21 protein-coding genes are annotated in these 25,675 nt (G+C 73.4%); 10 read left to right on the top strand and 11 right to left on the bottom strand.

Annotated elements, in window-relative coordinates:
- Positions 1–12 precede the first annotated feature (12 nt).
- Together TR42_RS00280 and TR42_RS00275 are read right to left on the bottom strand one after the other, a co-directional pair.
- Complete coding sequence (locus TR42_RS00280; RefSeq protein WP_052405462.1) at positions 13–1,182, bottom strand: alkaline phosphatase family protein; 1,170 nt, start codon at positions 1,180–1,182, stop codon at positions 13–15.
- A complete protein-coding gene (locus TR42_RS00275; protein WP_042211961.1) occupies positions 1,179–1,745 on the bottom strand; it encodes a DUF5998 family protein in 567 nt (188 codons plus the stop codon). The genes TR42_RS00280 and TR42_RS00275 overlap by 4 nt, the downstream gene beginning before the upstream one ends.
- A gap of 148 nt (positions 1,746–1,893) precedes the next feature.
- Here TR42_RS00275 and TR42_RS00270 point away from each other — a divergent pair, with 148 nt between their 5' ends.
- Positions 1,894–4,329, top strand: coding sequence for a DNA gyrase/topoisomerase IV subunit A (locus tag TR42_RS00270; protein WP_042211960.1), 2,436 nt, complete (start codon positions 1,894–1,896; stop codon positions 4,327–4,329).
- Entirely contained in the window at positions 4,326–4,742 is a 417-nt protein-coding gene (locus TR42_RS00265; protein WP_042211958.1) for a GNAT family N-acetyltransferase, read from the top strand. The genes TR42_RS00270 and TR42_RS00265 overlap by 4 nt, the downstream gene beginning before the upstream one ends.
- Before the next feature lie 30 nt (positions 4,743–4,772).
- Here TR42_RS00265 and TR42_RS00260 read toward each other — a convergent pair whose 3' ends face one another.
- The 4 genes from TR42_RS00260 to TR42_RS00245 form a co-directional block, all read right to left on the bottom strand.
- Positions 4,773–5,591 (bottom strand): hypothetical protein, encoded by an 819-nt coding sequence (locus TR42_RS00260; RefSeq protein ID WP_042211956.1) that lies wholly within the window; start codon positions 5,589–5,591, stop codon positions 4,773–4,775.
- A 7-nt stretch (positions 5,592–5,598) separates the two neighbouring features.
- Complete coding sequence (locus TR42_RS00255) at positions 5,599–6,885, bottom strand: threonine/serine exporter family protein (RefSeq protein WP_042211955.1); 1,287 nt, start codon at positions 6,883–6,885, stop codon at positions 5,599–5,601.
- 103 nt (positions 6,886–6,988) lie between these two features.
- Positions 6,989–7,438 carry a hypothetical protein gene (locus tag TR42_RS00250; RefSeq protein ID WP_042211954.1) on the bottom strand — a complete coding sequence of 150 codons (450 nt, stop codon included), beginning with the start codon at positions 7,436–7,438 and terminating at the stop codon, positions 6,989–6,991.
- Positions 7,435–9,540, bottom strand: a complete 2,106-nt coding sequence (locus TR42_RS00245; RefSeq protein WP_042211952.1) for a DNA gyrase/topoisomerase IV subunit B — start codon at positions 9,538–9,540, stop codon at positions 7,435–7,437. The genes TR42_RS00250 and TR42_RS00245 overlap by 4 nt, the downstream gene beginning before the upstream one ends.
- 98 nt (positions 9,541–9,638) lie before the next feature.
- Here TR42_RS00245 and TR42_RS00240 point away from each other — a divergent pair, with 98 nt between their 5' ends.
- A complete protein-coding gene (locus tag TR42_RS00240) occupies positions 9,639–10,499 on the top strand; it encodes a TspO-related membrane protein (protein WP_042211950.1) in 861 nt (286 codons plus the stop codon).
- On the opposite strand, the gene TR42_RS00235 is transcribed toward TR42_RS00240, so the two are convergent.
- The gene (locus TR42_RS00235) at positions 10,496–10,966 is read right to left on the bottom strand and encodes a GNAT family N-acetyltransferase (RefSeq protein ID WP_042211949.1); all 471 of its coding nucleotides are present in this window, start codon (positions 10,964–10,966) and stop codon (positions 10,496–10,498) included. The genes TR42_RS00240 and TR42_RS00235 overlap by 4 nt on opposite strands.
- Before the next feature lies 1 nt (position 10,967).
- The gene (locus TR42_RS00230) at positions 10,968–11,321 is read right to left on the bottom strand and encodes a hypothetical protein (protein WP_042211947.1); all 354 of its coding nucleotides are present in this window, start codon (positions 11,319–11,321) and stop codon (positions 10,968–10,970) included.
- Between the two features lie 112 nt (positions 11,322–11,433).
- Here TR42_RS00230 and TR42_RS15255 point away from each other — a divergent pair, with 112 nt between their 5' ends.
- From TR42_RS15255 to TR42_RS00205, 5 genes are all read left to right on the top strand, one after another.
- Positions 11,434–12,123, top strand: coding sequence for an SHOCT domain-containing protein (locus TR42_RS15255; RefSeq protein ID WP_042211945.1), 690 nt, complete (start codon positions 11,434–11,436; stop codon positions 12,121–12,123).
- 194 nt (positions 12,124–12,317) lie between these two features.
- The gene (locus TR42_RS00220) at positions 12,318–15,188 is read left to right on the top strand and encodes an ATP-binding protein (RefSeq protein WP_161786600.1); all 2,871 of its coding nucleotides are present in this window, start codon (positions 12,318–12,320) and stop codon (positions 15,186–15,188) included.
- A gap of 68 nt (positions 15,189–15,256) precedes the next feature.
- On the top strand, positions 15,257–16,762 hold the full coding sequence (locus tag TR42_RS00215; RefSeq protein ID WP_074789075.1) for an alanine/glycine:cation symporter family protein: 1,506 nt from the start codon (positions 15,257–15,259) through the stop codon (positions 16,760–16,762).
- 59 nt (positions 16,763–16,821) lie between these two features.
- A complete protein-coding gene (locus tag TR42_RS14910; protein WP_042211941.1) occupies positions 16,822–17,025 on the top strand; it encodes a hypothetical protein in 204 nt (67 codons plus the stop codon).
- Positions 17,026–17,096: 71 nt separating this feature from the next.
- On the top strand, positions 17,097–20,027 hold the full coding sequence (locus TR42_RS00205) for a helix-turn-helix transcriptional regulator (RefSeq protein ID WP_042211939.1): 2,931 nt from the start codon (positions 17,097–17,099) through the stop codon (positions 20,025–20,027).
- A 36-nt stretch (positions 20,028–20,063) separates the two neighbouring features.
- Here the strand turns inward: TR42_RS00205 and TR42_RS00200 are convergent, their stop codons facing one another.
- Both TR42_RS00200 and TR42_RS00195 read right to left on the bottom strand, forming a co-directional pair.
- Positions 20,064–21,452, bottom strand: coding sequence for an RNA polymerase sigma factor (locus TR42_RS00200; protein ID WP_074789077.1), 1,389 nt, complete (start codon positions 21,450–21,452; stop codon positions 20,064–20,066).
- Positions 21,453–21,596: 144 nt separating this feature from the next.
- A complete protein-coding gene (locus TR42_RS00195; RefSeq protein WP_042211938.1) occupies positions 21,597–22,586 on the bottom strand; it encodes a DUF4192 family protein in 990 nt (329 codons plus the stop codon).
- A gap of 119 nt (positions 22,587–22,705) precedes the next feature.
- Here TR42_RS00195 and TR42_RS00190 point away from each other — a divergent pair, with 119 nt between their 5' ends.
- Entirely contained in the window at positions 22,706–23,761 is a 1,056-nt protein-coding gene (locus TR42_RS00190) for a polyprenyl synthetase family protein (RefSeq protein WP_052405460.1), read from the top strand.
- Between the two features lie 25 nt (positions 23,762–23,786).
- Here TR42_RS00190 and TR42_RS00185 read toward each other — a convergent pair whose 3' ends face one another.
- Positions 23,787–24,134 carry an Rv2175c family DNA-binding protein gene (locus TR42_RS00185; protein WP_042211936.1) on the bottom strand — a complete coding sequence of 116 codons (348 nt, stop codon included), beginning with the start codon at positions 24,132–24,134 and terminating at the stop codon, positions 23,787–23,789.
- Positions 24,135–24,247: 113 nt separating this feature from the next.
- On the opposite strand from TR42_RS00185, the gene TR42_RS00180 reads away from it, so the two are divergent.
- A complete protein-coding gene (locus TR42_RS00180; protein WP_081953080.1) occupies positions 24,248–25,594 on the top strand; it encodes a lytic transglycosylase domain-containing protein in 1,347 nt (448 codons plus the stop codon).
- Positions 25,595–25,675 lie beyond the last annotated feature (81 nt).

The following is a 25,675-nucleotide window of genomic DNA, read 5'->3' as shown; positions in this document are numbered from 1 at the left end:
AACCGCTTGAGCTCAGCCGTCGTGGGCGACCAGGAGCGGGATCTCCAGCTCCTCGCGCGTGAGCGAGCCGTGCACCCCGATGAGCGCGATCGCCTCGGGGCGCTGCGTGCGCGAGTCCACCACCGTGGCGCGTCCGGCCATCGCGACCACCACGTCGCCGATGCGGTCCTCGACGTGCCCCGCGACGGGACCGAAGAGCCCGAGCCCGGCGGCCTCGGAGCGCAGCAGCACCGCGGCGTGATCGCCGAGGACTCCGCGCCACCGCTCGGCGACCGCCGGCGCGGCCCCGGCATCGTCCATGTGCAGGTGGAGCATGCGCGGCTCCCCCGCCACCAGGCGGACGTCGCGCGCGAGCTCCGGCTCGGCGCCGATGTCCCAGCGCGGCGCACCGGTGACGTCGACCATGCCGTGGTCGGCCGTCACCACCATCGCGGCGTGGCGCGGCAGGCGCGCGCGCAGGCGACGCAGCTCCTGGTCGGCGTCCTCGAGCGCGGCGATCCACTCGTCCGACTGCCAGCCGTGCTTGTGACCCGCGCGGTCGATGTCGCCCCAGTACAGGTACGTGAGCCCGGGAGTGCGCGCGCGGCGGATCGCCTCGTCGACGCGCTCCGCGAGCCGCGACCTGCCGACGAACTCGCCGCCGGCGAGGGCCGCGCGCGTGAGGCCGGAGCCCTCGAAGCGCGCCTTGCCCAGCGTCGCCACGGGGAGCCCGCCGTCATGCGCCGCGGCGAGCAGCGAGGGCTCGCGCTGCCACTGCTCGGGATGGTCGGCGCCCTCCCACGAGACGAGGTTCGCGGCCTCGCCCGTGCGGGGGTTGTGAGCGGTGTAGCCCGTCATGCCGGTCGCGCCGGACGCGCGGCCCGTGCCGAACAGCGCGAGCGACGTCGCGGTGGTCGTCGGGAAGCCCGCGGTGATCACCGCGCTCTCGGTAGTGCGCAGGAACGGCGCATGGCCCTTCCGCGCGTCGAGCTGGTGGTGGCCCAGCCCGTCGAGCAGCACCACCACGATGTGCTCGACCTGCGGGATGCCGAGCCGCACCCGGTCCGCCTCCGCGTCGCGCGCCGCGACCGCATCGGCCGCGCCGACCGCCGCGAGAGCGCCGGGAAGCACCGCGCCCAGCTCCATCCCCCCGTAGTCGGGGACGGAGAGCCGGGCGGCGTCCAGGCGCTCGACGGGTCTCACCCGCGGGCCCCGATCGCCCCCTGGAGCACGCCCGCGAAGACCTGCAGCGCGCGGATCGAGTCCTCGCCGTCGGCGATGAGGCTCACGCGCACGAGGATGTCGTCAGAGGTGAGGGTGCCGGTGTAGCCGTGGTCGGCCTCGCAGCTCTGATCGCCGCAGGTCGCCGGCTCGAGATCGAGCCGCGAGTGGACCGAGCCGCCGACCGCGAGCACCAGCTCGCTCGGCAGGTCGCCCTCCGAGAAGTGCTCGGGCTCGTGGACCACGTGCGTCATCGCGGTGTTGCGGATCGCGCTCAGCGCGGTGGCCTCCACCGTCGCCGAGGCCTCGTGTCCGCCCTCCGCGCCGTGCCCGGCGCCGTCGTCCATGTGGACGCGGAGCAGCCGGGTCGCGGTGATGACGAGCACCGTCATGTGGCGACGCACCTCGCGGTCGTCGAAGGTGGTCTCCGCGTGCACGAAGTGCGCGAGCACGTTCTCGGCACCGATCGCGGAGCGGAGCACGGAGGTGGCGAGCGCCGGGTAGTAGCCCGCGATGCGTACCGCCTGGTCGAGGGTCTGTGACATGGCCGCTATTGTCTCACCTTCGGAGGGGGTGTCCCACGGGCCTCGCGCACGATGCGGCCTCCCTCCCCGCGAGCCTGTGCTCCGCTGCCGCGAGGACGCGAGACAATACCGGCTGGACCTTGACCCCGACCCCTATGCGAGGTGACTGATGACCGACGCGCCCGACGCGCAGATCGTCGACATCGACGTGAGCGCCGAGATGGAGGCGTCGTTCCTCGAGTACGCGTACTCGGTGATCTACTCCCGTGCCCTCCCCGACGCCCGCGACGGGCTCAAGCCCGTGCAGCGTCGCATCGTCTACATGATGCAGGACATGGGTCTGCGCCCCGAGCGCGCGTACGTGAAGTCGGCCCGCGTGGTCGGCGAGGTCATGGGAAAGCTGCACCCCCACGGCGACAGCGCGATCTACGACGCGCTGGTCCGCATGGCGCAGTCGTGGTCGCTGCGCCTGCCGCTGGTCGACGGTCACGGCAACTTCGGCTCGCTCGACGACGGCCCGGCGGCCTCGCGCTACACCGAGTGCCGCCTCGCGCCCGCGTCGATGGTGATGACGGAGAACCTCGACGAGGACGTCGTCGACTTCGTTCCCAACTACGACAACAAGCTCACGCAGCCGGCCGTGCTGCCGGCCGCGGTGCCCAACCTGCTGGTCAACGGCGCCGCGGGCATCGCGGTGGGCATGGCGACCAACATGGCGCCGCACAACCTCATCGAGGTCGTCTCCGCCGCACGCCACCTGCTGATGAACCCGCAGGCCTCGCTCGAGGAGCTCATGCGCTTCGTGCCCGGCCCGGACCTGCCCAGCGGCGGCAAGATCGTCGGCCTCGACGGCGTCAAGGAGGCCTACGCCTCCGGCCGCGGCAAGTTCGTCACGCGCGCCACCACGCGCATCGAGAAGGTCACCCCGCGCCGCCAGGGCATCATCGTGACCGAGCTGCCGTACATGGTCGGCCCCGAGAAGGTCATCGAGAAGATCAAGGACGGCGTCTCCAACAAGAAGCTCGACGGGATCTCCGCGGTCACGGACCTCACCGACCGCCACCACGGCCTGCGCCTCGTCATCGAGATCAAGAACGGCTTCAACCCCGAGGCCGTGCTCGAGAAGCTGTACAAGGTGACGCCGCTCGAGGAGTCCTTCTCGATCAACAACGTCGCGCTCGTCGAGGGCGAGCCGCGCACCCTGGGCCTCAAGGAACTGCTCCAGGTGTGGGTCGGCCACCGCCTCGAGGTGGTGCGTCGCCGGTCCGCCTTCCGCCTCAAGGCCCGTCAGGACCGCCTGCACCTGGTCGACGGCCTCCTCATCGCGATCCTCGACATCGACGAGGTCATCCAGATCATCCGCGCCGCGGACGATGCGTCGGTCGCCAGGGAGCGCCTGCGCACCGCCTTCGACCTGTCGGAGATCCAGGCCGAGTACATCCTCGAGCTGCGCCTGCGCCGCCTCACCAAGTTCTCGCGCCTCGAGCTCGAGAACGAGAAGTCCCAGCTGCTCGCGGAGATCGCCGAGCTCGAGGAGATCCTCGGCTCCGAGACCGTGCTCAAGGGCGTGGTGAGCCGTGAGATGGAGGCCGCCGCGGCCCAGTACGGCACCCCGCGCCGCACGATCCTGCTGGCCGACGGCGGCGCTCTCGCGCCCGCGGCCGTCCTTCCCGGGACCAAGGCCAAGGCCCCCGCGATGTCCCTCGAGATCGAGGACACGCCCTGCTACGCGATGCTCTCGACCACGGGGCTCATCGCCCGCACGGCCGAGGACGAGGCTCCGGCGCGCGAGGGCAGGCGCTCGGCGCACGACTCGCTCCGCAGCGTGGTGCACGCCTCCGCACGCGCCGACGTGGGCATCGTCACCAACCGCGGCCGCCTGATCCGTGTCTCGCTTCTCGACGTGCCGTCGCTCGCCCCCAGCGCCGAGCCGCCGTCGCTCGGCGGCGGCACCCCCGTCGCGGAGCTCGTCGAGCTCGCCAAGGGCGAGGAGGTCGTGGGCCTCGTGCCCCTCGACGGCTCGACGCCCCTCGCGCTCGGCACCGCGCAGGGCGTGGTGAAGCGCGTCAAGGCCGACGACATCCCGAACAAGGACGAGTGGGAGATCGTCACGCTCGCCGACGGCGACGCCGTGATGGGCGCCGGCGCCGCCGCGGACGGGGACGACCTCGTCTTCCTCACATCCGACGCGAGCATGCTCCACTTCGACGCCAAGAACGTCCGGCCCCAGGGCCGCGCGGGCGGCGGCATGGCGGGCATCAAGCTCGCCGCAGGCGCGCGCGTGATCTTCTTCGGCATCGTCCGCGCGGGCACCGAGGGCGCGGTCGCGACCATCGCCGGCCCGTCCGACGGCCTTCCCGGCGTCGCCGCGGGCTCGGCGAAGTGGACACCCCTGTCGGAATTCCCTGCCAAGGGGCGCGCGACCGGCGGCGTGCGCGCGCACCGCTTCCTCAAGGGCGAGGACACCCTCCTCCTCGCGTGGACCGGTCCCACTCCCCCGCGTGCCTCCACCACGGCCGGCCAGCCGGTCGACCTTCCCGAGGAGCCCGGCAAGCGTGACGGCTCGGGCATCGCGATGCCCACGCCCGTCGGCGGGATCGGGTGACGGAGCTCGTCCTTCGCACGGACGCCGCCGTCACGGCGGCGCAGTACGTCGAGGCCGTGCGCCTCACCGCGATCGCGTCGCGGATGCCGCTCGACTCGCCCGAGGTGATCGAGGCCGCGCTCGCGGCGAGCGACATCCTGGTCACGGCATGGGACGGCGACCGCCTCGTGGGCTTCCTGCGGGCCGTCACCGACTTCCAGCTCATCTGCTACCTGCAGGAGCTGGGCGTCGTGGAGGGCTACCAGGGCGCCGGCGTCGGGCTCGAGCTGCAGCGCCTCATGCGCGGCATGCTTGGGCCCCGCTGCAAGGTGCGCGTCTCGGAGGCGCCGTCGGCCGCCGGGTACTACGCCCGGGTCGGTTACCGTCGGCACGACCGGTCCTGGGAGCTCCTCCCCGGCGAGCCGCTCGGCTGACGGTCCGGCTGCCCGCTCCGCGCTCGCCGATCAGTCGACGGGCTCGGCGGCGCGGGTCCCCGCGCTCGACCGCAAGCGCACGGCGTCTCCGACCAGCAGCACGTCCCCGCGGAAGAACCGCAGCAGCCACAGCACCGCGTCCACGTTCGCGTCGCGCTGGAGACGCGCCGGCGCTCCCGGCTCGGCGCGCGTCGAGCGGCGCCCGATGACGTCGAGCACCGAGTGCACCGCGAGGGTGTACTGGCCGCGCAGCACCGTCTCGAGGGGATTGGCGACCTTGCGGTAGCGGACCTTGACCCCGCGCTGCCCCGCCTCGACGTCGGCCTTGTGGCCCACCTCGGCGGTGCGGCGGACGTACAGGCCCTTCTTGGGCAGGATGCGCGCCACGTCGACCCCACGGCGCATCGCGATCTCGAGCGCGAAGGCGAGCCCGTAGCCCGACGCCTCGCCCGTGTTGGAGAAGACCGCGACATCGCCCGCGACCTCGTGGTCGCGCATCACCAGCACCGCGACCGTCGGATGGCCCGCGTCCGCGGCGTCGATCGCGCCGTTGACCGCGAGGTGCAGGAAGCGCCTTCGCCGCGGGGGCGGCGGCACCGCGAGCAGCACGCAGTCGAGCTCCGCCGCGCGGACGATGGCCTCCCGCACCTCGCCTCGCACGAGTCCGCCGTCCACGATCTCGAGCTCGGGCGCGATCTCCTGGAAGCGCTCGGTGGCGTCGAAGAGCGCGTCCCTCGACAGCAGCACCAGCACCGATGCGGCGTCCGCGAGACGCGCGGCCGCCCGGTCGGTGAGACGGTGCGCGTCCAGCACCGCGATCGGGCGGGTGGTCTCGATCACCTCACGCATGCATCCCTCATCCCTTGTCGAAGGCCCACTGACGGTCCGTGAACAGCTTGGCGATCACCAGCCCGACCATGATCGACAGCACGATGAGCACCACCTGCAGCACCGAGCCGACCGTGTCGGTGTAGTCGCCCTCGTTGAGGCTCACCACGGAGTGGAAGGCCAGCACGCCGGGGATCATCACCAGCACCGCGGGCACCTGGAGCGTGATGATCGGCGAGCCGGTCCGGGGCGCGGCGATCGCCACCAGCACGCCGACCAGGACGCACGCGATCACCGTCGCCATCTGGATCATGACGCCGTGGTCGATGAGGTAGAGCCGCGCCGTGTTGGACACCATGCCGATGAGCGCGGCGGCGAGGGCCATGCGCCAGGGAGAGTTGAACATGAGCGCGAAGCCGAGCACGCCGATGAGGCTCGCCAGCGCCATCATCGTGTAGTGCTGCGCCGGTTCGAGCGCGATCGGCTCACGCGCGGTCGCATCGAGCGCGTCAATGAGCGTGAGCCCCCACACCGACAGCGCCGCGCCGACGATCATCATCGTCGCAAACACGAGTCTCGAGATGCCCGCGGAGAAGTCCAGCTTCGCGAGGTCGAGCGCCGAGGTGATGAGCGGGAACCCGGGCAGCAGGAAGAGGGTGCATGCGATGTAGCCCGAGGCGTGCACGTCGACCGAGAGCGAGAAGATCCCGTACAGCGCGACCGAGGCGAGGTAGAGCCCGCAGGCCAGCGCCGCGGCGACCATCGTCGTGCCGAACGGGTTGAAGCCGCGATGCGCGAGCGCGCGGCGCAGGAACTGCCCGCAGGTGGCGGCGACGAGCACCGCGAGCACCTCGAGCGGCCGGGCGTTGTTGAGCACGCCGAAGGCCGCGCACGCCGCCCCCGCCGAGAGCGCGTTCACCGCGGCGGGATAGAGCGCGGGCTTGTGCTCGATCCGGTCGAGCTCGGCGTGCACCTGCTCGACGGTGAGGGTCTCGGGCAGCCCCGAGCGGAAGTCGTCGAGAAGCTTGATGCGCTCCGCGTTGACGCCGAACTTGCGCACCTCGGTGACCTCGGTGCGGAAGATCGGTCCGCGGTGCGTGGTCGCGGTGATCTCCGTGAGGGTGACGGCCGCCGTGTGCCGATCGATGCCGAGGGCGTGCGCGACCGCCGCCATGGCCTCCTTCACCCGGTAGCTGGCGGTCCCGGCCGCGAGCATCATCCGGCCCATGCGCAGGATCGCGCCGGACTGCGCGATGAGCCCGACGGGTTCGAGCGAGTGCTCGGGATCCCGCTCATGCGCGTGTGCGTCTGCCATATCGTCCCTCGTATCGATGACGCGGCGGAGCCGCGAATGCTTCCGGGGACTTCATTGTGGCAAAGGTGGGGGCGCCCGCGTCCGAGGACGCGCGCACCCCGATTCAGCGCGGAACGCCCACGCGGCGGTGCCAGTCGCGGATCCGACGCAGCCGGGTCGCGACCGCGACCGCCTCGGCCCTGGCGATCGCGAGCACGCCGCCGGCGGCCACGATGCCCGTCGCGACGGCGGCGCCGGTCGAGGCGTCCGACAACGCGACCGTCACCGCGACCGCCGCGCCCGCGGCCGCACCGATCACGGTGGCGGGCCTGCCGTTCGCGGCGCGCTCGCGCACCCACAGCTCGTCGAGGAGGTCGAGCTCGCGCTCGGACTCCATGAGCTCCTCCTCGAGGAGCGCGCACCGGCGCGGGACGCCCAGCACCGAGGCGTCGCGGAACACGCGCGTGCTCCCGGCCTCGTTGACGCGCGGCTTGAGGTGGTAGCCGTACGGGTGGACGGGGCACGCGGGGGCGCCCTCGTGACGCTCGGGCGCCCGGGCGGGAAGGCCGCTCATGCGTCGATCCTCGAGCGGTCGAGCGACGCGGCGCCCTCGATGATGAAGTCGCGGCGCGGGGCGACGTCGTTGCCCATGAGCAGCTCGAACACGCGCTCGGCGGCCGCCGCATCGGCGCTGGTGACACGACGCAGCGTGCGCTTGGTGGGATCCATGGTGGTCTCCGCGAGCTGGTCGGCGTCCATCTCCCCCAGGCCCTTGTATCGCTGGATGTCGTCCTTGTACTTGCGGCCGGCCCGCTTCAGGTCGCGCAGGGTGTCCTGCAGCTCCTTCTCGGAGTACGTGTAGAGGTACTCCTTCTCGCGGCGCGCCGAACCCGACACCTCGACCCGGTGCAGGGGCGGCACCGCGGCGAACACGCGGCCCGCGTCGACCAGCGGTCGCATGTAGCGGAAGAACAGCGTGAGCAGCAGGGTACGGATGTGCGCGCCGTCGACGTCGGCGTCGGTCATGAGGATGATCTTGCCGTACCGGGCGGCGTCGAGGTCGAACGTGCGCCCCGAGCCGGCGCCGACCACCTGGATGATCGACGCGCACTCGGCGTTGTGCAGCATGTCGGTGACCGAGGCCTTCTGCACGTTGAGGATCTTGCCGCGGATCGGCAGCAGCGCCTGGAAGTCGGAGCGGCGCGCGAGCTTCGCGGTGCCGAGAGCCGAGTCCCCCTCGACGATGAAGAGCTCGGACTGCTCGACGTCGTTCGAGCGGCAGTCCGCGAGCTTCGAGGGCAGCGACGAGGTCTCGAGCGCGTTCTTGCGGCGCGAGATCTCCTTCTGCTTGCGAGCCGCGACGCGCGCCCGCATCTCCGCGACCACCTTCTCGAGCACGGTGTTCGCCTGCGCCTTGGTGTCGCGCTTGGTCGACGTGAGGATCGCGGTGAGCTCCTGGTCGACGACCTTGGCGACGATCGCGCGCACGGGCCCCGTGCCGAGCACCTCCTTGGTCTGACCCTCGAACTGCGGCTCGGGGATGCGCACCGTGACGACGGCGGTGAGGCCCGCCATGATGTCGTCCTTCTCGATGCGCTCGGCTCCGTCCTTGCCGGTGAGCTTGAGTCGGCGCGCGTTCGTGGTGATCTGCGCGCGCAGCACCTTGACGATGCCCTGCTCGAAGCCCGCGAGGTGCGTGCCGCCCTTGGGCGTGGAGATGATGTTGACGAAGGACCGCGTCTCGGTCTCGTAGCCGGTCCCCCAGCGCAGCGCGATGTCGACCTGGCACTCGCGCTCGATCTCCTCCGAGACGAGGTGGCCGTTGGCCTTGAGCACCGGCACGGTCTCCTTGTAGGTGCCCGAGCCGGTGAGCTCCCACGTGTCGGTGACCGCGGTGTCGGTGCCGATGAACTCGACGAAGTCCTTGGCGCCGCCCTCGTAGCGGAAGGTCTCCTCGGTCACGGCCTCGGGGTCGCGCTGGTCGCGGACCACGAGCGCGAGCCCGGGCACCAGGAACGCGGTCTGACGGGCGCGCGTGACGAGGTCCTCGTAGCTGAAGGACGCGCCCTTGTTGAAGATCTGGCGGTCCGCCCAGTAGCGGATGCGCGTGCCGGTGCGCGCCTTCGCGACCTTGCCCACCACCGCGAGCTCGGAGCCCGTGACGAAGGGCTCGAAGGTCGCGTCGGGCACGGGGCCGGACGCGGGGTCCTTGAAGTAGCCGGGCTCGCCGCGCCGGAAGCCCATGTGGTGGGTCTTGCCGCCACGGTCGACCCACACGTCGAGGCGCTCGGACAGCGCGTTCACCACGGAGGCGCCCACGCCGTGCAGCCCTCCGGACGCGGCGTACGAGCCGCCGCCGAACTTGCCGCCCGCGTGCAGCTTGGTCATCACGACCTCGACGCCGGTGAGGCCCGTCTTGGGCTCGACGTCGACGGGGATGCCACGGCCCTGGTCGCGGACCTCGACGGAGTCGTCGGGGTGCAGCACGATCTCGATGCGGTCGCCGTGGCCGCCGAGCGCCTCGTCGACCGAGTTGTCGATGATCTCCCACAGGCAGTGCATGAGGCCACGGGAGTCCGTGGTGCCGATGTACATGCCGGGTCGCTTGCGCACCGCCTCGAGGCCCTCGAGGACGGACAGATGCCTAGCGGAGTAGTCGTTCGCCACGGCGGACATCTTAGTTGCGACGGCAGACGCCGCCGCGCCGCCGCCCCGATGTCGTGCGGATCCGCGGCGGACGTGGGACCGTTGTGCCTGGCAACGAAGGGGGCACGATGACCGTGGCGGCGGAGCAGCGCATCACCGCAGGCGACATGATCGCGCGCGGGCTCGTGCTCGCCGCGACGCTGCTCGCGATCCTGGGCACCGCATGGGGCACGGGCTCGTTCGGCGGCATGCCGGTGGACGAGGCCGTCGACGGCGCCCTCGCCCCCGAGTCGACCTTCGTCGCGATGCCCGCGTCGGCCGATGCGATGAGGACGGCTGTGCTCATCGGGCTCGCGCTTTTCGCGATCGCGCAGGCGCTCCCGCGTCCCGGGTCGAGCCGCCGGGTGCGCGGGGCCTCGCTGCCGTTCCTGCTCGCGATGCTCGCCACGTTCGCGTGGTCGTACACCGTCCAGCACGAGTGGCTGGCCGCCGCCGTCGTGGTCGACGGGGTGCTCCTCGCGTGCCTGGGCTGGGCCGCCGCGATCCTCGTACGGAAGCCGGCCGACTCCGTGATCGAGGGCGTCGCGATCGACGTGCCCGTGGGCCTGTACCTGGGATGGGCGACCATCTCCGCCGTCTCGCATGTCACGGCGCTCGGATCCTGGTGGCTCGGCACCCCCGCGGACGCAGGCATGCCCGCGGCCGTCGGGGTCGCCATCGGCGCAGGCTTCCTCGGCGTCGCGATGGTCAAGGACCTCGCGGTGGTCGCGACCGTCGGGTGGTCGGCGACCGTGGGCTACGTCTGGGGGCTCGCCTGGATCGCCGACGCGCGCCTCAACGGCGAGCTGGCGGCGCCGGTGGTCGGCTGGACCGCGCTGATCGCGGCGGGCGCGGTCGTGGCGACCACCGCGATCGGCACCGTCGCGGCAGCCATCCGCCGCCAGCGGTGGGAGCGGCACGTCCGCGAGCGCGACGGCCTCGAGGACTAGCGCCGCGGGCGCAGACGCTGGGCCGTCATCGCGACGTTGTCGTGCTTGATGAAGAATCCGAGGTCCTGGTACAGGTGCAGGCCGGCGGGGCTCGCGTGGAGCTCGACCACCTCGATCCCCCGCCTGTCGGTCTCGAGCAGCAGCGCCTCCATGATGGCGCGCGCGTAGCCCTTGCGCTGGTGCTGCGGCGCGGTCGACACCCACTGGATGTAGCCCATCTCGCTCGCCTCGGCGCCGGGCCGCGCGAGACGCGGCGCGACGTTCACGAGACCGCACGCGGCGAGGCCGCCCTCCGGGGCGTCGATGACCATGCCGAAGAGGTCGCGGCCCAGGCGCTCGCGCACGGTGCGCGTCGACTCCGCGGCCCACGACGGGGTCGGCTTGGTGCCCACGGCCTTGTACATGAGGGCGCCCAGGTGGACGATCTCGGCGGCGTCCTCCGGGGTGGCGGGACGGACCTCGGTCACCTCAACGCCACGCGACGGCGACGATGACGTTGACGAGGGTGAGCGCGCCGACGAGCCAGAACTGGACCACCGGGTTCTCGCGCTTGCGGCTCGACTCGGCGATGCCCGCGATCGCGAGCGCGATCAGCATCTTCACGGCGATCTTCACGTGGTCGGGCTCGTAGCCGGTCTCGTCCGCGCGGGCGAACGCCAGGCCCGCGAGCGCGAGACCCGTGACGATCTGCGCGCGTGCGCCCCACACCATCACCATCGTGAGGCGCTTGGTCTCCGCGCGCAGCTGCTCGAGCACGGGGCCGAGGATCGCGGCGAGACCCACGAAGTGGAGCACCAGCAGGGCGTAGCGCAGGGCGTTCACGGGGATCTCCTCCGGTCGTCGGGTCGAACGGCACGATGCTATCGCCCCGCGCCGCACCTTCCTTCCGCCCACCTGGAGGGATACGCTCCGGACATACCCCTGGGAGGGCACCGTGTCCGAGACCGAGCTGAGCCGTGACGAGCGGCGCTGGCAGCGCGAGCGGGAGAAGCACGACGAGTACGAGCGCCGCATGCGCGACCGGGCCCGCGAGCGCGCGCTCGACGCGGCACGTCACGAGGCGCGCAGGGCCGCGCGGTCGACCGGCCCCGTCGACTTCGACGACATCGCGACCGCGCTCGAGGCGCTTCCGGAGGCCCACCGCGAGTTCCGCCGTCACGCGCGGGGCCTCGTGGTGACCGTGGACGGCGAGCCTGCCTTCCTGTGGGCCGGCCCCGCGGGCATCGAGGTCGCACCCGCGCTCGACAGCCCGGGCACCCTGCTGCCGTGGGACCAGATCACAACGCTCACCATCGACGGCGCCGAGGTGATCCAGGAGCGCGTGACAGCGGGACGGTTCGTGGCCCTCGGCTGGGCCGCCTTCGCCTTCCCGCACCGCGAGGGCAGCGCGTACGCGCTCATCGAACGGCGGGGCGGGGAGCCGCTGCTGTGCGAGGCGCCGCTCACGACCACCGGTGATCTGCGCGCCCTGGTCCTCCCGCATCGTACGCGCGCCGAGTCCGCTGGAGGCCGCCCCGACATGCTCGCGGTCGAGGCCCTCGAGCGGCTCGCCGCGCTGCACGCCTCGGGCGCGCTCACGGATGCCGAGTTCACGGCCGCGAAGGCGAAGGTCCTCGGCGGCTGACGCTCCGCCGTCGCCGAGAGACGCACCTTCCGCCCGTCGCGCCACGGTGCGACGATGACCCCATGGTGTCCGAAGCGCCGCGCCGGACCGGGCCGACACCGCCCGGGTCCTGGTCGCGCCGCCGCGACACCTGGGCCGCCGGGCCCGGTCGGGTCACCGGGCCCGCGGGGGGCCTCCCTCTGCGCGAGTCCCCCGTGCTCGTCGCGCGGGAGCGGGAGCTCTCGACGCTCGTGGACGCGCTCGACGCGGGAGCGGACGGCGCCCCGTCGGCCGTGATCGTGCGCGGGGAGGCCGGCATCGGCAAGTCGCGCCTGGTCCGCGAGCTGCTCGACCGCGCGAGGGCGATGCCGGACACCGTGATCGCCACCGGAACCTGCGTCGAGTCGGGACCGGTGGGAGCGCCGTACGGTGCGGTGCGTCGGCTGCTCCACGAGCTCGCGCTCGAGGTCGGGGTCGACGCGCTGGGCGACGCCGCGGGCAGCCCGCGGGTGCGCGCGACCCTCGCACGGCTGGTGCCCGAGCTCGACGACGGCGCCGACGCGCCGCCCGCCACGGGCGTCGACTACGTCGCCGAGGCCGTCGAGCGCGTCCTCGAGCGCCTGTCCGTCGACCACCACCTGGTGCTGGTGCTCGAGGACCTCCACTGGGCGGACGATGCGACGAGGGGCCTGGTGCGCACGCTGGGCGCGACGCTCCGCGGCAGCCGCCTCACGCTCCTCCTCACGTACCGCGCCGACGACGTCCGCACCGGCCATCCCCTGCGCGCGACGGTCGCCGAGCTCGAGCGCAACCGCGCGATCAGCACCGTCGACGTCGGCAGGCTCGACAGGCACGAGGTCGCCGAGCAGATACGCCGGCTCACCGGGGCGGAGCCGGACGCCGCCACCGTGCACGCGATCGAGGAGCGTTCCGAGGGCGTCCCGCTCTTCGTCGAGGAGCTGGTCCTCTCCCCCGATGCGCGGCTCACCGGCACCCTCGAGGACATCGTGCTCGCGCGGTACGAGCGGCTGGGCACCGCGGCGCGCGCCGTGGCCCGCCTCCTCAGCGTCGCCGCCGACGGCGTCGACGAGGAGCTGCTCGCACGCGCCTGGGCCGGGAGGCCCGCCGACTTCAGGAGGGGCCTCGAGGAGGCCCTCGGCGCGGGCGCGATTCGGGCCGACGGCACCGCGCTCGCGTTCCACCATGCGCTGCTGCGCGAGGCGGTCCAGGCGACGCTCATGCCTCGGGAGCGCGCGACCGCGCATGCGCGGCTCGCGCTCCTGCTCCAGGGGCTCGTCGACGACGGACGCCGCGACCTCGCGGCCGGCGCCGCACACCATTGGCGGGCGGCCGGCGAACCCGGTCGCGCGTTCGACGCGACGGTGCTGGCGCTCGCCGGCGCACGCGCGCAGTACGCGATGGCCTCCGCCGCGCGGCTCGGCGAGCAGCTGCTCGAGCTGTGGGACGAGGTCCCCGACCCCGAGGCGCGCGCCGACGCGTCGGCGCTCGCGATCCGCTGCCGGATCGCCGAGGACCTGCGCGACTCCGGCCAGATGCATGCCGCGATGCGGGCGATCGACGCGGCGCTCGCGACCGCTCCCGAGCGCGGGGCCGAGCTCGAGCGGGCGCGCCTGCACGCCGCCGCGATGTCCCTCGCCTCCGAGCATGTGGGCGCGGCGGCCGCCGCCGTGCACGTCGAGCCCATCGAGACGCTGCTGCGCGGCCGCACCGACGCGGCGGCGCTGCCCTACCTGGTGCAGGCGCGGGCGCTCAGCGCCCACCTCGTCGATCGCGTCACGGCCATGCGTGTCTCCGACGAGGTGGTCGACCTCGCGGCGACCTCCGGGGACCCGTCGATCCTCTCGATGGCGCTGTGCAAGCGCTCGACCGTCCGGGCGCGGGACGGCGAGTACGAGGCCGCGCTCGCCGATCTCGACCATGCGCTCGCGATCGACGAGGGCGCGATGCTGTGGGGCCGCTGCGCCACCGCCAACATCGTCGACACCCTCAACCGCCTCGGGCGCTACGACGACGCGGTCGAGGCCGGAGAGTCCGCGATCACCGATGCGATCGACGTCGGGCTCGAGCGCCGCATCGGCGCCCCGATCACCGCGAACGTCGCCGAGGCCCTCGTCAACGCCGGCCGCCTCGACGAGGCGCTGGTGCACGTGCGCCGCGCCTCCACGCTGCTGCGCGGGGAGTCGCCGCGGTGGGAGTGCTTCCTTCTCGAGATCGAGGCCGTGGCGGCGCTGTGGGACGGCCACCTCGACCGCGCGGCGGAGCTGCTGGCGGCGGAGGCGCCGCTGCTCCCGGATCCCGAGGACGACGCCGAGGGAGCGTTCAACGCGGCGGCGCTCACCGTCGACCTCGCGCTCGCCCGTCGGGCGGCCGCGCCGCCGGCGGAGGCGTCCCGGCTCCTCGACGACGCGTCTCGGGCCGCTGCGATGCTGCTCCACCCCGAGGCGGTCCGCGACCCGAGCGCGGCGGCGATGCTCCTCCTCGCGACGTGCCGCGCCATCGCGGCCGCGCGGGCCGCACGCGTCCCCGACGACGCGGCGCTGGTCGACCGCGCCGTCGCGCTGCGGGACACCCAGCCCGATCACCCCGCGACCGCCCATGTCCGCGCGCTCGTGGACGCGCTGCTCGCGGGGCCCGACGACGTCGACCGATGGCGGAGGGCGGTCGACGCGTGCGGCGCCGGCCGCTCGCCCCGCCGACTCGTCCACGAGTCGCGCCTGCGCCTCGCCCTCGCGCTGCGTCGCGCGGGCGACCGGCGCACCGCGGAGACGATGCTCGCCGAGGTCGCCAGGGACGCCGGCGCGGACGGCGCGTCGCTGGTCGGAGGCTGGGCGGCCGCCGCCCTCGTGCGCCGCGAGGAGACGCGCTCACCCCTCGACTCGCTCACGAGCCGCGAGCAGGAGGTCCTCGCACTCGTCGCGGGCGGCCTCACCAACCCGCAGATCGGAGCACGTCTGCACATCGCCCCCAAGACCGCGAGCGTGCACGTGTCCGCGATCCTCGCCAAGGTCGGGGCCGCCAACCGGGCCGAGGCCGCCGCGTGGTTCTCGGAGCACGGCAGGCGCTGACCGCGCGCGCCCCGGCTTCCTGGCGCTACCAGGCGCGCCGCCCCGCGAGCGCTTAGCGTGGGAGTCCTATGGACGCGCTCGAGGAGCTGGTCGCGACCTGGACCGACGGTCTGTGGTCGTGGGCGGTGGTGCCCGTGGTCGCCGTGCTCGGCGTGTACTTCACGGCCCGTTCGGGCGTGGTCCAGCTGCGGCTGCTGCCGCGCATGGTCAAGGGGCTCACCGACCGCACCCCCACGGACGCCGAGGGGAAGCCGCAGTCGCTGTCCGCGTTCCAGGCCTTCAGCGTCTCCGCCGCGTCGCGCGTGGGCATCGGCAACATCGCCGGCGTCGGCACCGCGATCGCCGTGGGCGGCCCCGGCGCGATCGCGTGGATGTGGCTCATGGCGCTCATCGGGGCGGCGACCAGCTTCGTCGAGGCGACGCTCGCGCAGCTGTACAAGCATCGCGACGCCTCCGGCTTCCGCGGCGGCCCGGCGTACTACGTCCAGCGTGGGCTCGGCCTGCGCTGGCTCGGCATCACGCTCGCCGTGGTGCTCATCGTCGCCGCGCCCTTCGCGGTCACGATGCTGCAGTCCTTCACCATCGCCGAGACCGTCACCGACTCCTTCACCGGGGGCGCACCCGGCTGGGTCGCACCGACCGTCACGGTGATCGTCGGCGCGCTCACGGCGGCGGTGATCTTCGGCGGCTCCCACCGCATCGCCCTGGTGACCGAGACCCTCGTGCCGCTCATGGCGTTCCTCTACCTCGGCCTCGGGGTCCTCATCGTGGTCCTGCACGCGGACGCCATCGGACCGGTGGTCTCGGCGATCGTGCACGATGCGGTGACGGGCGAGGCGGTCGCGGGCGGCGCGCTCGGCACGGTGATCCTCACGGGCGTCCAGCGCGGCATGTTCTCCAACGAGGCGGGCTTCGGCACGGCGCCCAACGCCGCCGCGAGCGCGGCGACCACGCATCCCGTCAAGCAGGGCCTCGTCCAGTCGCTGGGGGTCTACTTCGACACGCTGTTCGTGTGCTCGATCACGGCGTTCATCATCCTGGTGACGCGACCCGACCTCGAGACCGCCGAGCCGGGCGTCGCGCTCACGCATGACGCGGTGGTCGGCTCGCTCGGCGGCTGGGCCGGGATCCTGCTCTCGGTGATCGTGTTCATGCTCGCGTTCAGCACCATCCTGGGCCTGTACTTCTACGGGGAGTCGAACGTGGAGTACATCACGGGGCGCCGCACGGTGCTGGTGGGCTACCGCATCGCCGTGATCGCGCTCGTGGTGATCGGCGGGCTGGTGTCCGCGTCGCTGGTGTGGTCGCTGTCGGACCTGCTGCTCGGCTTTCTCGCGCTGCTCAACCTGCTCGCGCTCGCGCCGCTGTCGCGCCATGCCTTCGCCCTGCTCCGCGACTTCACGGCGCAGCATCGCGAGGGCCGCGACCCGGTGTTCACGCGGGACCGTCTGCCGGCGATCCCGCGGGTGGACGTGTGGGAGGACGAGGAGACCGTCACCGGGCTCCCCGGCCCCGGGACGCCGGAGGCCGAGCCGAAGATAGGGCATCCACCCGATGCCCCGCCGGGGCCTTAGGGGGCAACGTCGGTCCTGTCAGGACGCCGGAACCTCCGGCCCCGACGGGGAGGACCCTCATGAACGACTTCGGCATGAACGCCATGTACCGCCAGACCGAGCGCATGGACCTCGACCGTCGCGTCGAGGAGCGCCGCGCGCAGCTCGCCGCGATCGGCGCGGACACGCCCCGCGAGCCGCTCGCCGCGCGTCTCCGCGCCTGGCTCGCCCACCCCGTCCGCGCCGCGCGTCGCGCCTCGGCCATCCGCCGGGCGTACGCCTGACGCAGGCGCCTACCAGGCCTTCCGTCATCGAAGGCCTCGCCATCGGGGTGGCGCTCAGGCACCATGGGGGGATGAGCGCCGCCCCGATGTCCGCCGCGATGGTGGGAAGAGCCGCCGAGCTGGGCACTCTCGCGGACGCTCTCGCGGACGGCGCAGCAGGAGAGCCGCGCGCGGTGCTCGTGCGGGGCGAGGCGGGCATCGGGAAGAGCAGGCTCGTGCACGAGGCCCTGGCCCGGCCCGCGGCGGACGACGCCCCCCGGGTGACGGCGGTGAGCCACTGCATCGACCTCGGCCCGGTGGGAGCGCCGCTCGTCCCTGTGCGCCGCCTGCTGCGAGACCTGCATGCCGCGGTCGGCGACGCCGCCTTCCGTGCGGCCGCAGGCCGCGAGGTGACGCTGCACGCGCTCGCCGCCCTGGTCCCCGAGATCGGGGACGACGCGGCGGCGCCCCCGCCTGTCTCCGGCTCGGACTGGCTCGCCGACGCGGTCGAGCGTCTCGTCGAGGGCCTGACCGAGAGCACGCACGTGGTCCTCGTGGTCGAGGATATCCACTGGGCCGACGCGGCGACGCTCGCGCTGCTCCGGACGCTCGCGACCACGCTGCGCGGGTCTCGCCTCACCGTGGTCATGACCTTCAGGACCGACGACGTCGACCGCGGGCCCGCGTTGCGCGAGACCCTCGCGGAGCTGCAGCGCAGCCGCGCGGTCACCACCGTCGACATGGCACGCCTCGACCGTGCCTCGATCGCGGCGCACGCACGCCAGATCCTCGACCGCTCCCCCACCGAGGTCGAGGTCGACGTCCTCGAGCGCCGCTCCGAGGGCGTCCCGTTCTTCGTCGAGGAGCTGCTCGGGATCCCCGACGGCGAGCTGCCCCGCACGCTCCGTGAGGTGGTCCTCGCCGGGGTCGAGCGGCTCGGGCCCGAGGCGCAGGAGGTCGTGCGCGTCGCGGCCGTCGGCGGTGCGCGGCTGGACCATGCATCGCTCGCGGGCGCGTGGCACGGGACCGCGGCCGCTCTCGCGACCGGGCTGCGCGCGGCCCACGACGGCCATGTCCTCACCGCGGAGGCCGAAGGGTACGTGTTCCGCCACGCCCTCATCAGGGAGGCCGTGTACGAGCGTCTCCTGCCGCACGAGCGGGAGGAGACGCACCGGCGCTTCGCGGAGACGATGCAGGCGCGGGTCGAGCGGGGCGACGTCGCGGCGGCCGCACCGGCGGCCGCGCATTGGCTCGCGGCGCGCGACGTCCCCCGGTCCTTCGACGCGACGGTCGACGCCCTCGCGCACGCGCGGGCGTCGCTGCCCGTGGAGACCGCCGCCCGCCTGGGAGAGCGCCTCATCGAGCTCTGGCCCCAGGTGCCGGACGCCGCCGCGCGCGCCGGGACCGACGAGGCGGCGCTGCGTCTCCAGGTCGCGAAGGGCTACCACTCCGCGCACCGGCTGCGGGCGTGCCTGGCGGTCACCGCCGCCGCCCTCGCGGCCGCCCCACGCGACGACGCGGACACCCGGGTACCGCTGCTGCTCGTCGAGCTGAGCGCGGCGAGCGAGACGGAGCTGCGAGGCGACGCGGCCGTCCGCATCGATGAGATCGACCGGCTCCTCGCGGGGCGCGACGACGCGTCGACAGCCGCCTGGCGGGCCCAGGCGCGCGGATGGCGATCCGTGGTGTCCCGGGGCGCGCACCGCTCGGACGCGCTCGACGAGGCGGTGGCCCTCGCGGCGAGCACGGGCGACGACGCCGTGCTCGCCGAGGTGCTGGTGTGGCGCGCCCGCAACAGCTGGGCGATCGGCGCGGTCGCCGCGAGCATCGCCGACCTGGACCGCGTTCTCGAGCTGTGCCCCGAGCCCACCGACACGCGCCTCTTCGCGGTCAACAACCTCGTGTGCGACCTGCTCCAGGCGGGTCGCTACGACGACGCGATAGCGCTCGGCATGGCCGCCGTCGAGCAGACGGCCGATGCGGGACGCGAGCGGGCCGGCGCGCACATCCTGAGCAACACCGCCGAGGCGTTCATCAGCGCGGGTCGCGTGGAGGACGGGCTCGCGGCCGCGCGCCGCGCCGTGCGTCTCGCCCGGGGCGACTCGATCCAGGTGGTGCTCAACGCGGTGCAGATCGAGGGCCTCGGACTCATCTGGGCGGACCGGCGCGAGGATTACGAGGCGCTCCTCGCGCGCGAACCGGCGGTGGTCGAGCACGCCGAGCTGGATCTCCAATGGACGGGCGTGTGGAACATGATGCGGGTCGACGCCGCCGTGGCCGCCGCCAGGGACGCCCGCGCGGCCGAGGGGCAGCGCATCCTCGCGACCGCGCTGCCGCTGCTCGATCCGCTCGAGCGCGAGGCGGCGGAGGATGCGCCGGGCGACCTCGACGTCCTCATGGCCTCCGGAGCCGCGCTCGTGGAGGCGGCCCGCGAGGCGGGCGTCGAGCCGCGCCCGGAGCTCGCCGCCCGGCTGCGGCGGCTCGCCTCGATGCTCGACTCGGAGGAGGCGTACCTGCCGGTCACCACGCTCATCACGGCGCATCTGGCGGAGCCGGCGGATCGGGTGCGGCGATGGAACGACGCGTACGAGGCCTCCGCCGCTGGGCTCGCACCCCGCCGCTACGCCCATCTCGCGCGCCTGCGGCTCGGCGAGGCGCTGGTCGATGCGGGGCGCCGCGACGAGGCGATCGCGCACGTGCGCGGGGTCGCCGGCGAGGCTCCGTCCGACGGCGTCGACCTGGTGGCGAGGTGGGCGCGGGAGCTCCTCGCACGCCTCGGGCACGGCGATCGGAGCTCGCGCCCGGACGCCGGGCTGACCGCGCGCGAGGCCCAGGTGCTCGCGCTGGTGGCGGAGGGCCTCACCAACGTCCAGATCGGCGAGCGGCTGTTCATCTCGCGCAAGACGGCGAGCGTGCACGTCTCCGCGATCCTCGCGAAGATCGGCGCCGCGAACCGCACCGAGGCCGCCGCCTACTTCGCGGCGCTCCCTGCCCGCCACGACGAAGGCGCCCTCCCCCGCTGACGGGGAAGGGCGCCTGGCGTCGCTGCGGCGCGGGTGTCAGTCCAGGTAGTCGCGCAGCACCTGGGAGCGCGACGGGTGACGCAGCTTCGACATGGTCTTGGACTCGATCTGGCGGATGCGCTCACGGGTGACCCCGAACACGCGGCCGATCTCGTCGAGCGTCTTGGGCTGGCCGTCGGTGAGGCCGAAGCGCATGCCGACCACGCCGGCCTCGCGCTCGCTGAGCGTGTCCATGACCTTGCTCAGCTCCTCCTGGAGCAGCGTGAAGCCCACGGCATCCGCGGGGACCACGGCCTCCGAGTCCTCGATGAGGTCGCCGAACTCGCTGTCGCCGTCCTCGCCGAGCGGGGTGTGGAGCGAGATGGGCTCGCGGCCGTACTTCTGGACCTCGACCACCTTCTCGGGGGTCATGTCGAGCTCCTTGGCCAGCTCCTCCGGGGTGGGCTCGCGGCCCAGGTCCTGGAGCATCTGGCGCTGGACGCGCGCGAGCTTGTTGATGACCTCGACCATGTGCACCGGGATGCGGATGGTGCGGGCCTGGTCCGCCATCGCACGGGTGATGGCCTGGCGGATCCACCACGTCGCGTAGGTCGAGAACTTGTAGCCCTTGGTGTAGTCGAACTTCTCGACCGCGCGGATGAGGCCGAGGTTGCCCTCCTGGATCAGGTCGAGGAAGAGCATGCCACGGCCGGTGTAGCGCTTGGCGAGCGAGACCACGAGGCGCAGGTTCGCCTCGAGAAGGTGGTTCTTCGCGTGGCGCCCGTCGTTCGCGATCCACTCGAGCTCGCGGCGGAGCTTGGGGGCGAGCTTCTCTCCGGACGCGAGCTTCTCCTCGGCGAACAGGCCCGCCTCGATGCGCTTGGCGAGGTCGACCTCCTGCTCGGCGTTGAGGAGCGCGACCTTTCCGATCTGCTTGAGGTAGTCCTTGACCGGGTCGGCGGTGGCGCCGGCGGTCATGACCTGCTGGACAGGAGCGTCGTCGTCGCCGGTGCCGAGGACGAACCCGCGGTTCTCGTCCTCCTTGGCGGCGGGCTTGGTCTCGCCCTCGGTCGCCTCGTCTGCCTCGACGTCGACGTCCTCGAGCTCGCCCTCGACGGGCTCCTCGTCCGTCGCCTTCTTGGCCGGAGCCTTGGCGGGCGCCTTGGCGGCGTGCTTGGGGGCGGCCTTGCGCTTGGGGGCCGGCGAGGTCTCCTCGACGACCTCCGCGTCGTCGGCGACGGCGCTCTTGGGGGTCGCCTTGGTCGAGGCGCCGGAGGACTTGGAAGCGGCTGCGGTAGTCGTGGCCTTCTCCTTCTCGGTTGTGCCGCCCTTCGGGGGCAGCGAAGCGTCAGACGATGCTGGGGTTGCGCTGGCGGGAGCCGCCGGGCGGCGCCGCGCGTCGTCGGTGGGTGGACCTTCGGCGCGACTGCGCTGCTGTGGCGACACGGCTTCCCTCTCGACCTGTCACGGAGTGGATGGTGAGGCCCCGCTGATCGCCTCGCGCAAATCCATTAGATTGTAACGCCCATGTCAACGTCATCGTTCCCATCGGGCGGCGAGTCGTGGTCCGAATCTTGCGACCGTCCCCGATCACGTCTCCTGCGGGGCGGTCTCGATCAGCGCGAGCACCAGAAGCGCTAGACGATACTCCGGATCGTGGTCGAGCGCGATGGCGCACCACGCACGCGCGACGTCGACGGCCGACGACCACCACGCGATCACCGCCAGCGTCCCCGCCGCCGCGGCGCAGCAGCGCATCGGCGCATGCTCAAGCACGGAGAGCAGCACGCGACGGGCCTGGTCGACGCGCGGCTCACAGGGCGGCGTCGCGGGCGTGAGGCCGGCGTCGAACGCACGGGCGACGGCGCTGGAGTCGATGCCCGCGAGGGCGTCCTCGACCGCCCGCTCCGCGCCGGGGATGAGCATGAGCAGCACCGCGTCACGCACGCGCACGTCCGCGAGCGCCGCGCCGAGCGCACCGAGTTGCGCGGCCCCCGGCTCGTCCCCGTCGAGCGCCGCGCTCCAGCGGCGGGCCGAGGCGGCGCGCCATGCCGTGCGATCGCTCCCCGCGCGCTCCTCCCAGCGCCGCGCCGCGCGGGACGCGAGCCTTCGCTGCGCCGCGGGCGCCCGTGAGACGCCCGGATCCCGGCGGACCCTCACCGCACCCGGCCCGGGTGCGTCGAGCGACGGCAGCGGTCGCCCCCCGGGCGGACAGCACCGGGGGTCCTCGCAGCGCGGACAGAAGTAGCGGCCCTCCGCGACCACCCAGGGGTCGACGGTCGCGACCGTCTCCTCGAGCCCGGCGACCGCGACGTCGAGCGCCGCGCAGCCCGCCGCGGCGTCCCGTGTGTAGGCGAGGACGATCGCGCTGCGCGCCCCTTCCCGCATCGCGGCGACGGACAGCGCCTGCGCGGCGTCGGCGCCGGCATCCCCGAGGAGCTCCCGCTCGTCGAGCCGCAGGATGGCCCCGAGCTCGCCTCGCTCCCGCACGAGCACCGCGACCACCGATTCGAGCGGGGCGAAGCCGAGGAGCGTCGGGACGAGGGTGGCGAGCTGGCCGGGACCGGTGATCGTCGTCATGGCGCGATCGTGGCGCGAGCGGCGGCCTCCGACGACGACGCCGTCCGCCCGCGGTGGACCGCCGCCCGGCACGGCACGGCTGGGGACACCACCGCCCGGCACGCCCCTACGCTGAAGCCATGCATGGAACGCCCGCCGAGACCCGCACGCTCATCTCCGACAGCACCGCAGCGCTCCTGGCATGGGCGGGCCGGGCGATGGCGCCCGGCGGCGAGGCGGCATCCGAGCTCGCCGCGCAGCTCGCCGCCTCCTCCGAGGGCGGCAAGGCGTTCCGCGGACGCCTGATCCTCGCGACCTTCGACGCGTGCGGCGGCTCCGATCGCGAGGCGGCGGCCGGCGCCGCGGGCGCGCTCGAGCTGTTCCAGACCGCCGCGCTGCTGCATGACGACGTCCTCGACGACTCGGACACGCGCCGAGGGCGTCCTGCGGCCCACCGGGCCTTCGAGGCGCGGCACCGGGAGGCCGGCTGGCCCGGCGATCCGGCGGCGTACGGGCGCGCGGGCGCGATCCTCGCCGGCGACGTCGCCCTCGTGGCCGCGCTGCGCGGCGCGACCCTCGCGGCCCGCCGCGCGGGCGACGTGGTCGGGGATCTCTTCGACGAGATGGCCGCGCTGGTGACCGCGGGACAGCACCTCGACATGCGGGTCGCGGCGGCGCCTTGGGCGGACCTGGCGTCGCTCGAGCACGACATCACGGCGGTCATGCGCGCCAAGACGGCCTCGTACACCGCCGAGTTCCCCCTCGCCCTCGGGGCCGCGACCGCCGGCGCGCCCGCGGCGACCATCGAGGCGCTGCGCGCGGCGGGCCTCCCGCTCGGCTACGCGTTCCAGCTCCGCGACGATGTCCTCGGCCTCACGGGCAGCCCGGAGGTCACCGGGAAGCCGGTGGGCGACGATCTCCGCGAGGGCAAGCGCACGCTGCTCGTGTGGCACGTGCTCGCGCACGGCTCGCTGACCGAGCGGGACGCCGTGCTGGGGGTCCTCGGCGAGCAGGACGCCTCGCATGACGATCTCGAGACCGCGATCGCCGCGGTCGTGAGCTCCGGCGCGATCGCCGCGGCCGAGGAGCGCATCGCCCGGCACGCCTCCGAGGCGCGCGAGGCGCTGGTCGCGGCTCTCGACGACCCGGAGCCCGTGCTCGCGCTCGTCGACGCCGCCGTCCACCGCTCGGCCTGAGCGGCGCGACGGCGCCCGCCGCTCGCTAGAGCAGCGTCTGGGCGATGCGGCGCACGTGCGCGCGGCGGCCCTCGCGGAGCGCGGCGAGCGGCGCCATGCCGAGCTCGGGCTCGGGCGCGAGCAGCCAGTCCGCGGCCTCGGCGTCGTCCATGCCGGCGTCGCGCAGCAGCGTGAGGGTGCCGGTCAGCGTGGGCAGCACCTCGGGGCCGTGCTCACCGTCGACGATCACGTCGGCGGGGATCTGCAGGGTCTGGCGCTCGCCGCGGCGCACCGCGAAGAGGTGCCCCTCGCGGAGGAGCTCACGCACCTTGCTGGCGGTGGTGTCGAGGCGGTCGGCGAAGTCGGGCACGGTGAGCCACACGGCGTCTGTCATGCCACCAGGGTACTGACACGGCACGCAGGGCTTGCGGCCCGGGACGGCCTGGGGTTACCGTCACTTTTGTCACATCTGTCACACCGTCACCATCACTCACACTGGAGGCACGCATGGCAGCGACGTCCCCCCTGGTCCCCACGGGCACCGCCGCGACGACGGCCGCGATCGCGACCTTCTTCGGGCTCGCGACCGCCGCGCCGGCGGCCGCCGACGAGCAGCACCGCGTGCAGCCCGGCGACACGGTCTCGCATCTCGCGCACCGCTACGGCAGCACGATCCCCGCGATCGTCGCCGCCAACGACCTCGACAGCCGCGCCACCATCTATGTGGGGACCACCGTGACCGTTCCGTCGCACTCGTCCAAGAAGCGCACCTCCACGGTCACGACCCTCGCCGCGACCTACACCGTGAAGTCGGGCGACACCCTCTCCGCGATCGCGCAGCGCCACGGCACGACCGTCGCGGCCCTCGCGCGCGACAACAAGCTCGCCAACGCGTCCCTCATCTTCCCGGGACAGCGGCTCACCATCGGCGGGTCCGGCACCGCGGAGAGCACCACGTCCTCCACGAAGCGCACCGCCTCGTCCACGACGCGCACGAGCGCCACCTACACGGTCGAGGCGGGCGACACGCTGTCCGGGATCGCGCACCGCCACGGCACCACCGTGAGCGCGATCGCGAAGGCCAACTCGCTGGCGAACGCGTCCTTCATCCGCATCGGTCAGCGGCTGTCGATCCCCGGTGCCGCCAAGGCGACCCCCACCGCGAAGAAGCAGACCACGTCCACGTCCACGACCAAGAAGACGTCGGAGCGCACCGTGTACACCGTGAAGTCGGGCGACACCCTGTCCGCGATCGCGCAGCGCCACGGCACGACGGTCGCGGCCCTCGCGCGGGAGAACACCCTCGCCAACGCCTCCCTCATCCGGGTCGGCCAGCGGCTCTCGGTCCCGGGCGAGGCGTCGAAACCCCTCGTCGGCGACACGTTCGCGGGCCGCACGTACGCCTCGGACATCGTCAAGGCCGCGAACCTCAACAAGGCCAAGCTCCTCACCCGCACGGTCCCGTCGCGGGACAAGATGCAGGCCATCATCGTCGCGACGGCACGCGAGCACGGGGTGGACCCCGCGCTCGCGCAGGCGGTGTCCTACCAGGAGTCCGGCTTCGACATGCGTGCGGTCTCCCCCGCGAACGCGGTGGGCGTGATGCAGGTGATCCCCACCTCGGGCGAGTGGGCCTCCGACATGGCGGGGCGTCGCCTCGATCTGCTCGACCCGCGCGACAACGTCCTCGCGGGCATCCTCATCCTGCGCGCGCTGAACCGCACCTTCGACAAGGTGGACGATGCGATCGCGGGCTACTACCAGGGCGCCGCCGCGGTGCTCGACCACGGCTACCACTCGGACACCGTGGGCTACGTCGCCAGCGTCAAGGCCCTCATGGGGCGCTTCCGCTGAGCCGCCGCGCCGCGCGCCGACGCGGGGCGGGTGACGCGCCGCGCGAGGACCGTAGGAGCCCGGGTGGCGCGCGCCTAGAAT

This window comes from Demequina mangrovi (genome assembly GCF_000759715.1).
In the GTDB taxonomy this organism is placed as follows: domain Bacteria; phylum Actinomycetota; class Actinomycetes; order Actinomycetales; family Demequinaceae; genus Demequina; species Demequina mangrovi.
Note: the sequence above shows the minus strand (reverse complement) of the source record. Positions and strands in the feature narration are given on the sequence as shown.

Bases quoted from the DNA above. Each gene is read 5' to 3' on its own strand.
- TR42_RS00270 (WP_042211960.1), top strand. From the start codon at position 1,894: ATGACCGACGCGCCCGACGCGCAGATCGTCGACATCGACGTGAGCGCC.
- TR42_RS00205 (WP_042211939.1), top strand. From the start codon at position 17,097: ATGAGCGCCGCCCCGATGTCCGCCGCGATGGTGGGAAGAGCCGCCGAG.
- TR42_RS00195 (WP_042211938.1), bottom strand. From the start codon at position 22,586: ATGACGACGATCACCGGTCCCGGCCAGCTCGCCACCCTCGTCCCGACG.
- TR42_RS00180 (WP_081953080.1), top strand. From the start codon at position 24,248: ATGGCAGCGACGTCCCCCCTGGTCCCCACGGGCACCGCCGCGACGACG.
- TR42_RS00240 (WP_042211950.1), top strand. From the start codon at position 9,639: ATGACCGTGGCGGCGGAGCAGCGCATCACCGCAGGCGACATGATCGCG.
- TR42_RS00255 (WP_042211955.1), bottom strand. From the start codon at position 6,885: ATGGCAGACGCACACGCGCATGAGCGGGATCCCGAGCACTCGCTCGAA.
- TR42_RS00250 (WP_042211954.1), bottom strand. From the start codon at position 7,438: ATGAGCGGCCTTCCCGCCCGGGCGCCCGAGCGTCACGAGGGCGCCCCC.
- TR42_RS00185 (WP_042211936.1), bottom strand. From the start codon at position 24,134: ATGACAGACGCCGTGTGGCTCACCGTGCCCGACTTCGCCGACCGCCTC.
- TR42_RS00245 (WP_042211952.1), bottom strand. From the start codon at position 9,540: ATGTCCGCCGTGGCGAACGACTACTCCGCTAGGCATCTGTCCGTCCTC.
- TR42_RS14910 (WP_042211941.1), top strand. From the start codon at position 16,822: ATGAACGACTTCGGCATGAACGCCATGTACCGCCAGACCGAGCGCATG.
- TR42_RS00275 (WP_042211961.1), bottom strand. From the start codon at position 1,745: ATGTCACAGACCCTCGACCAGGCGGTACGCATCGCGGGCTACTACCCG.
- TR42_RS00190 (WP_052405460.1), top strand. From the start codon at position 22,706: ATGCATGGAACGCCCGCCGAGACCCGCACGCTCATCTCCGACAGCACC.
- TR42_RS00260 (WP_042211956.1), bottom strand. From the start codon at position 5,591: ATGCGTGAGGTGATCGAGACCACCCGCCCGATCGCGGTGCTGGACGCG.
- TR42_RS00215 (WP_074789075.1), top strand. From the start codon at position 15,257: ATGGACGCGCTCGAGGAGCTGGTCGCGACCTGGACCGACGGTCTGTGG.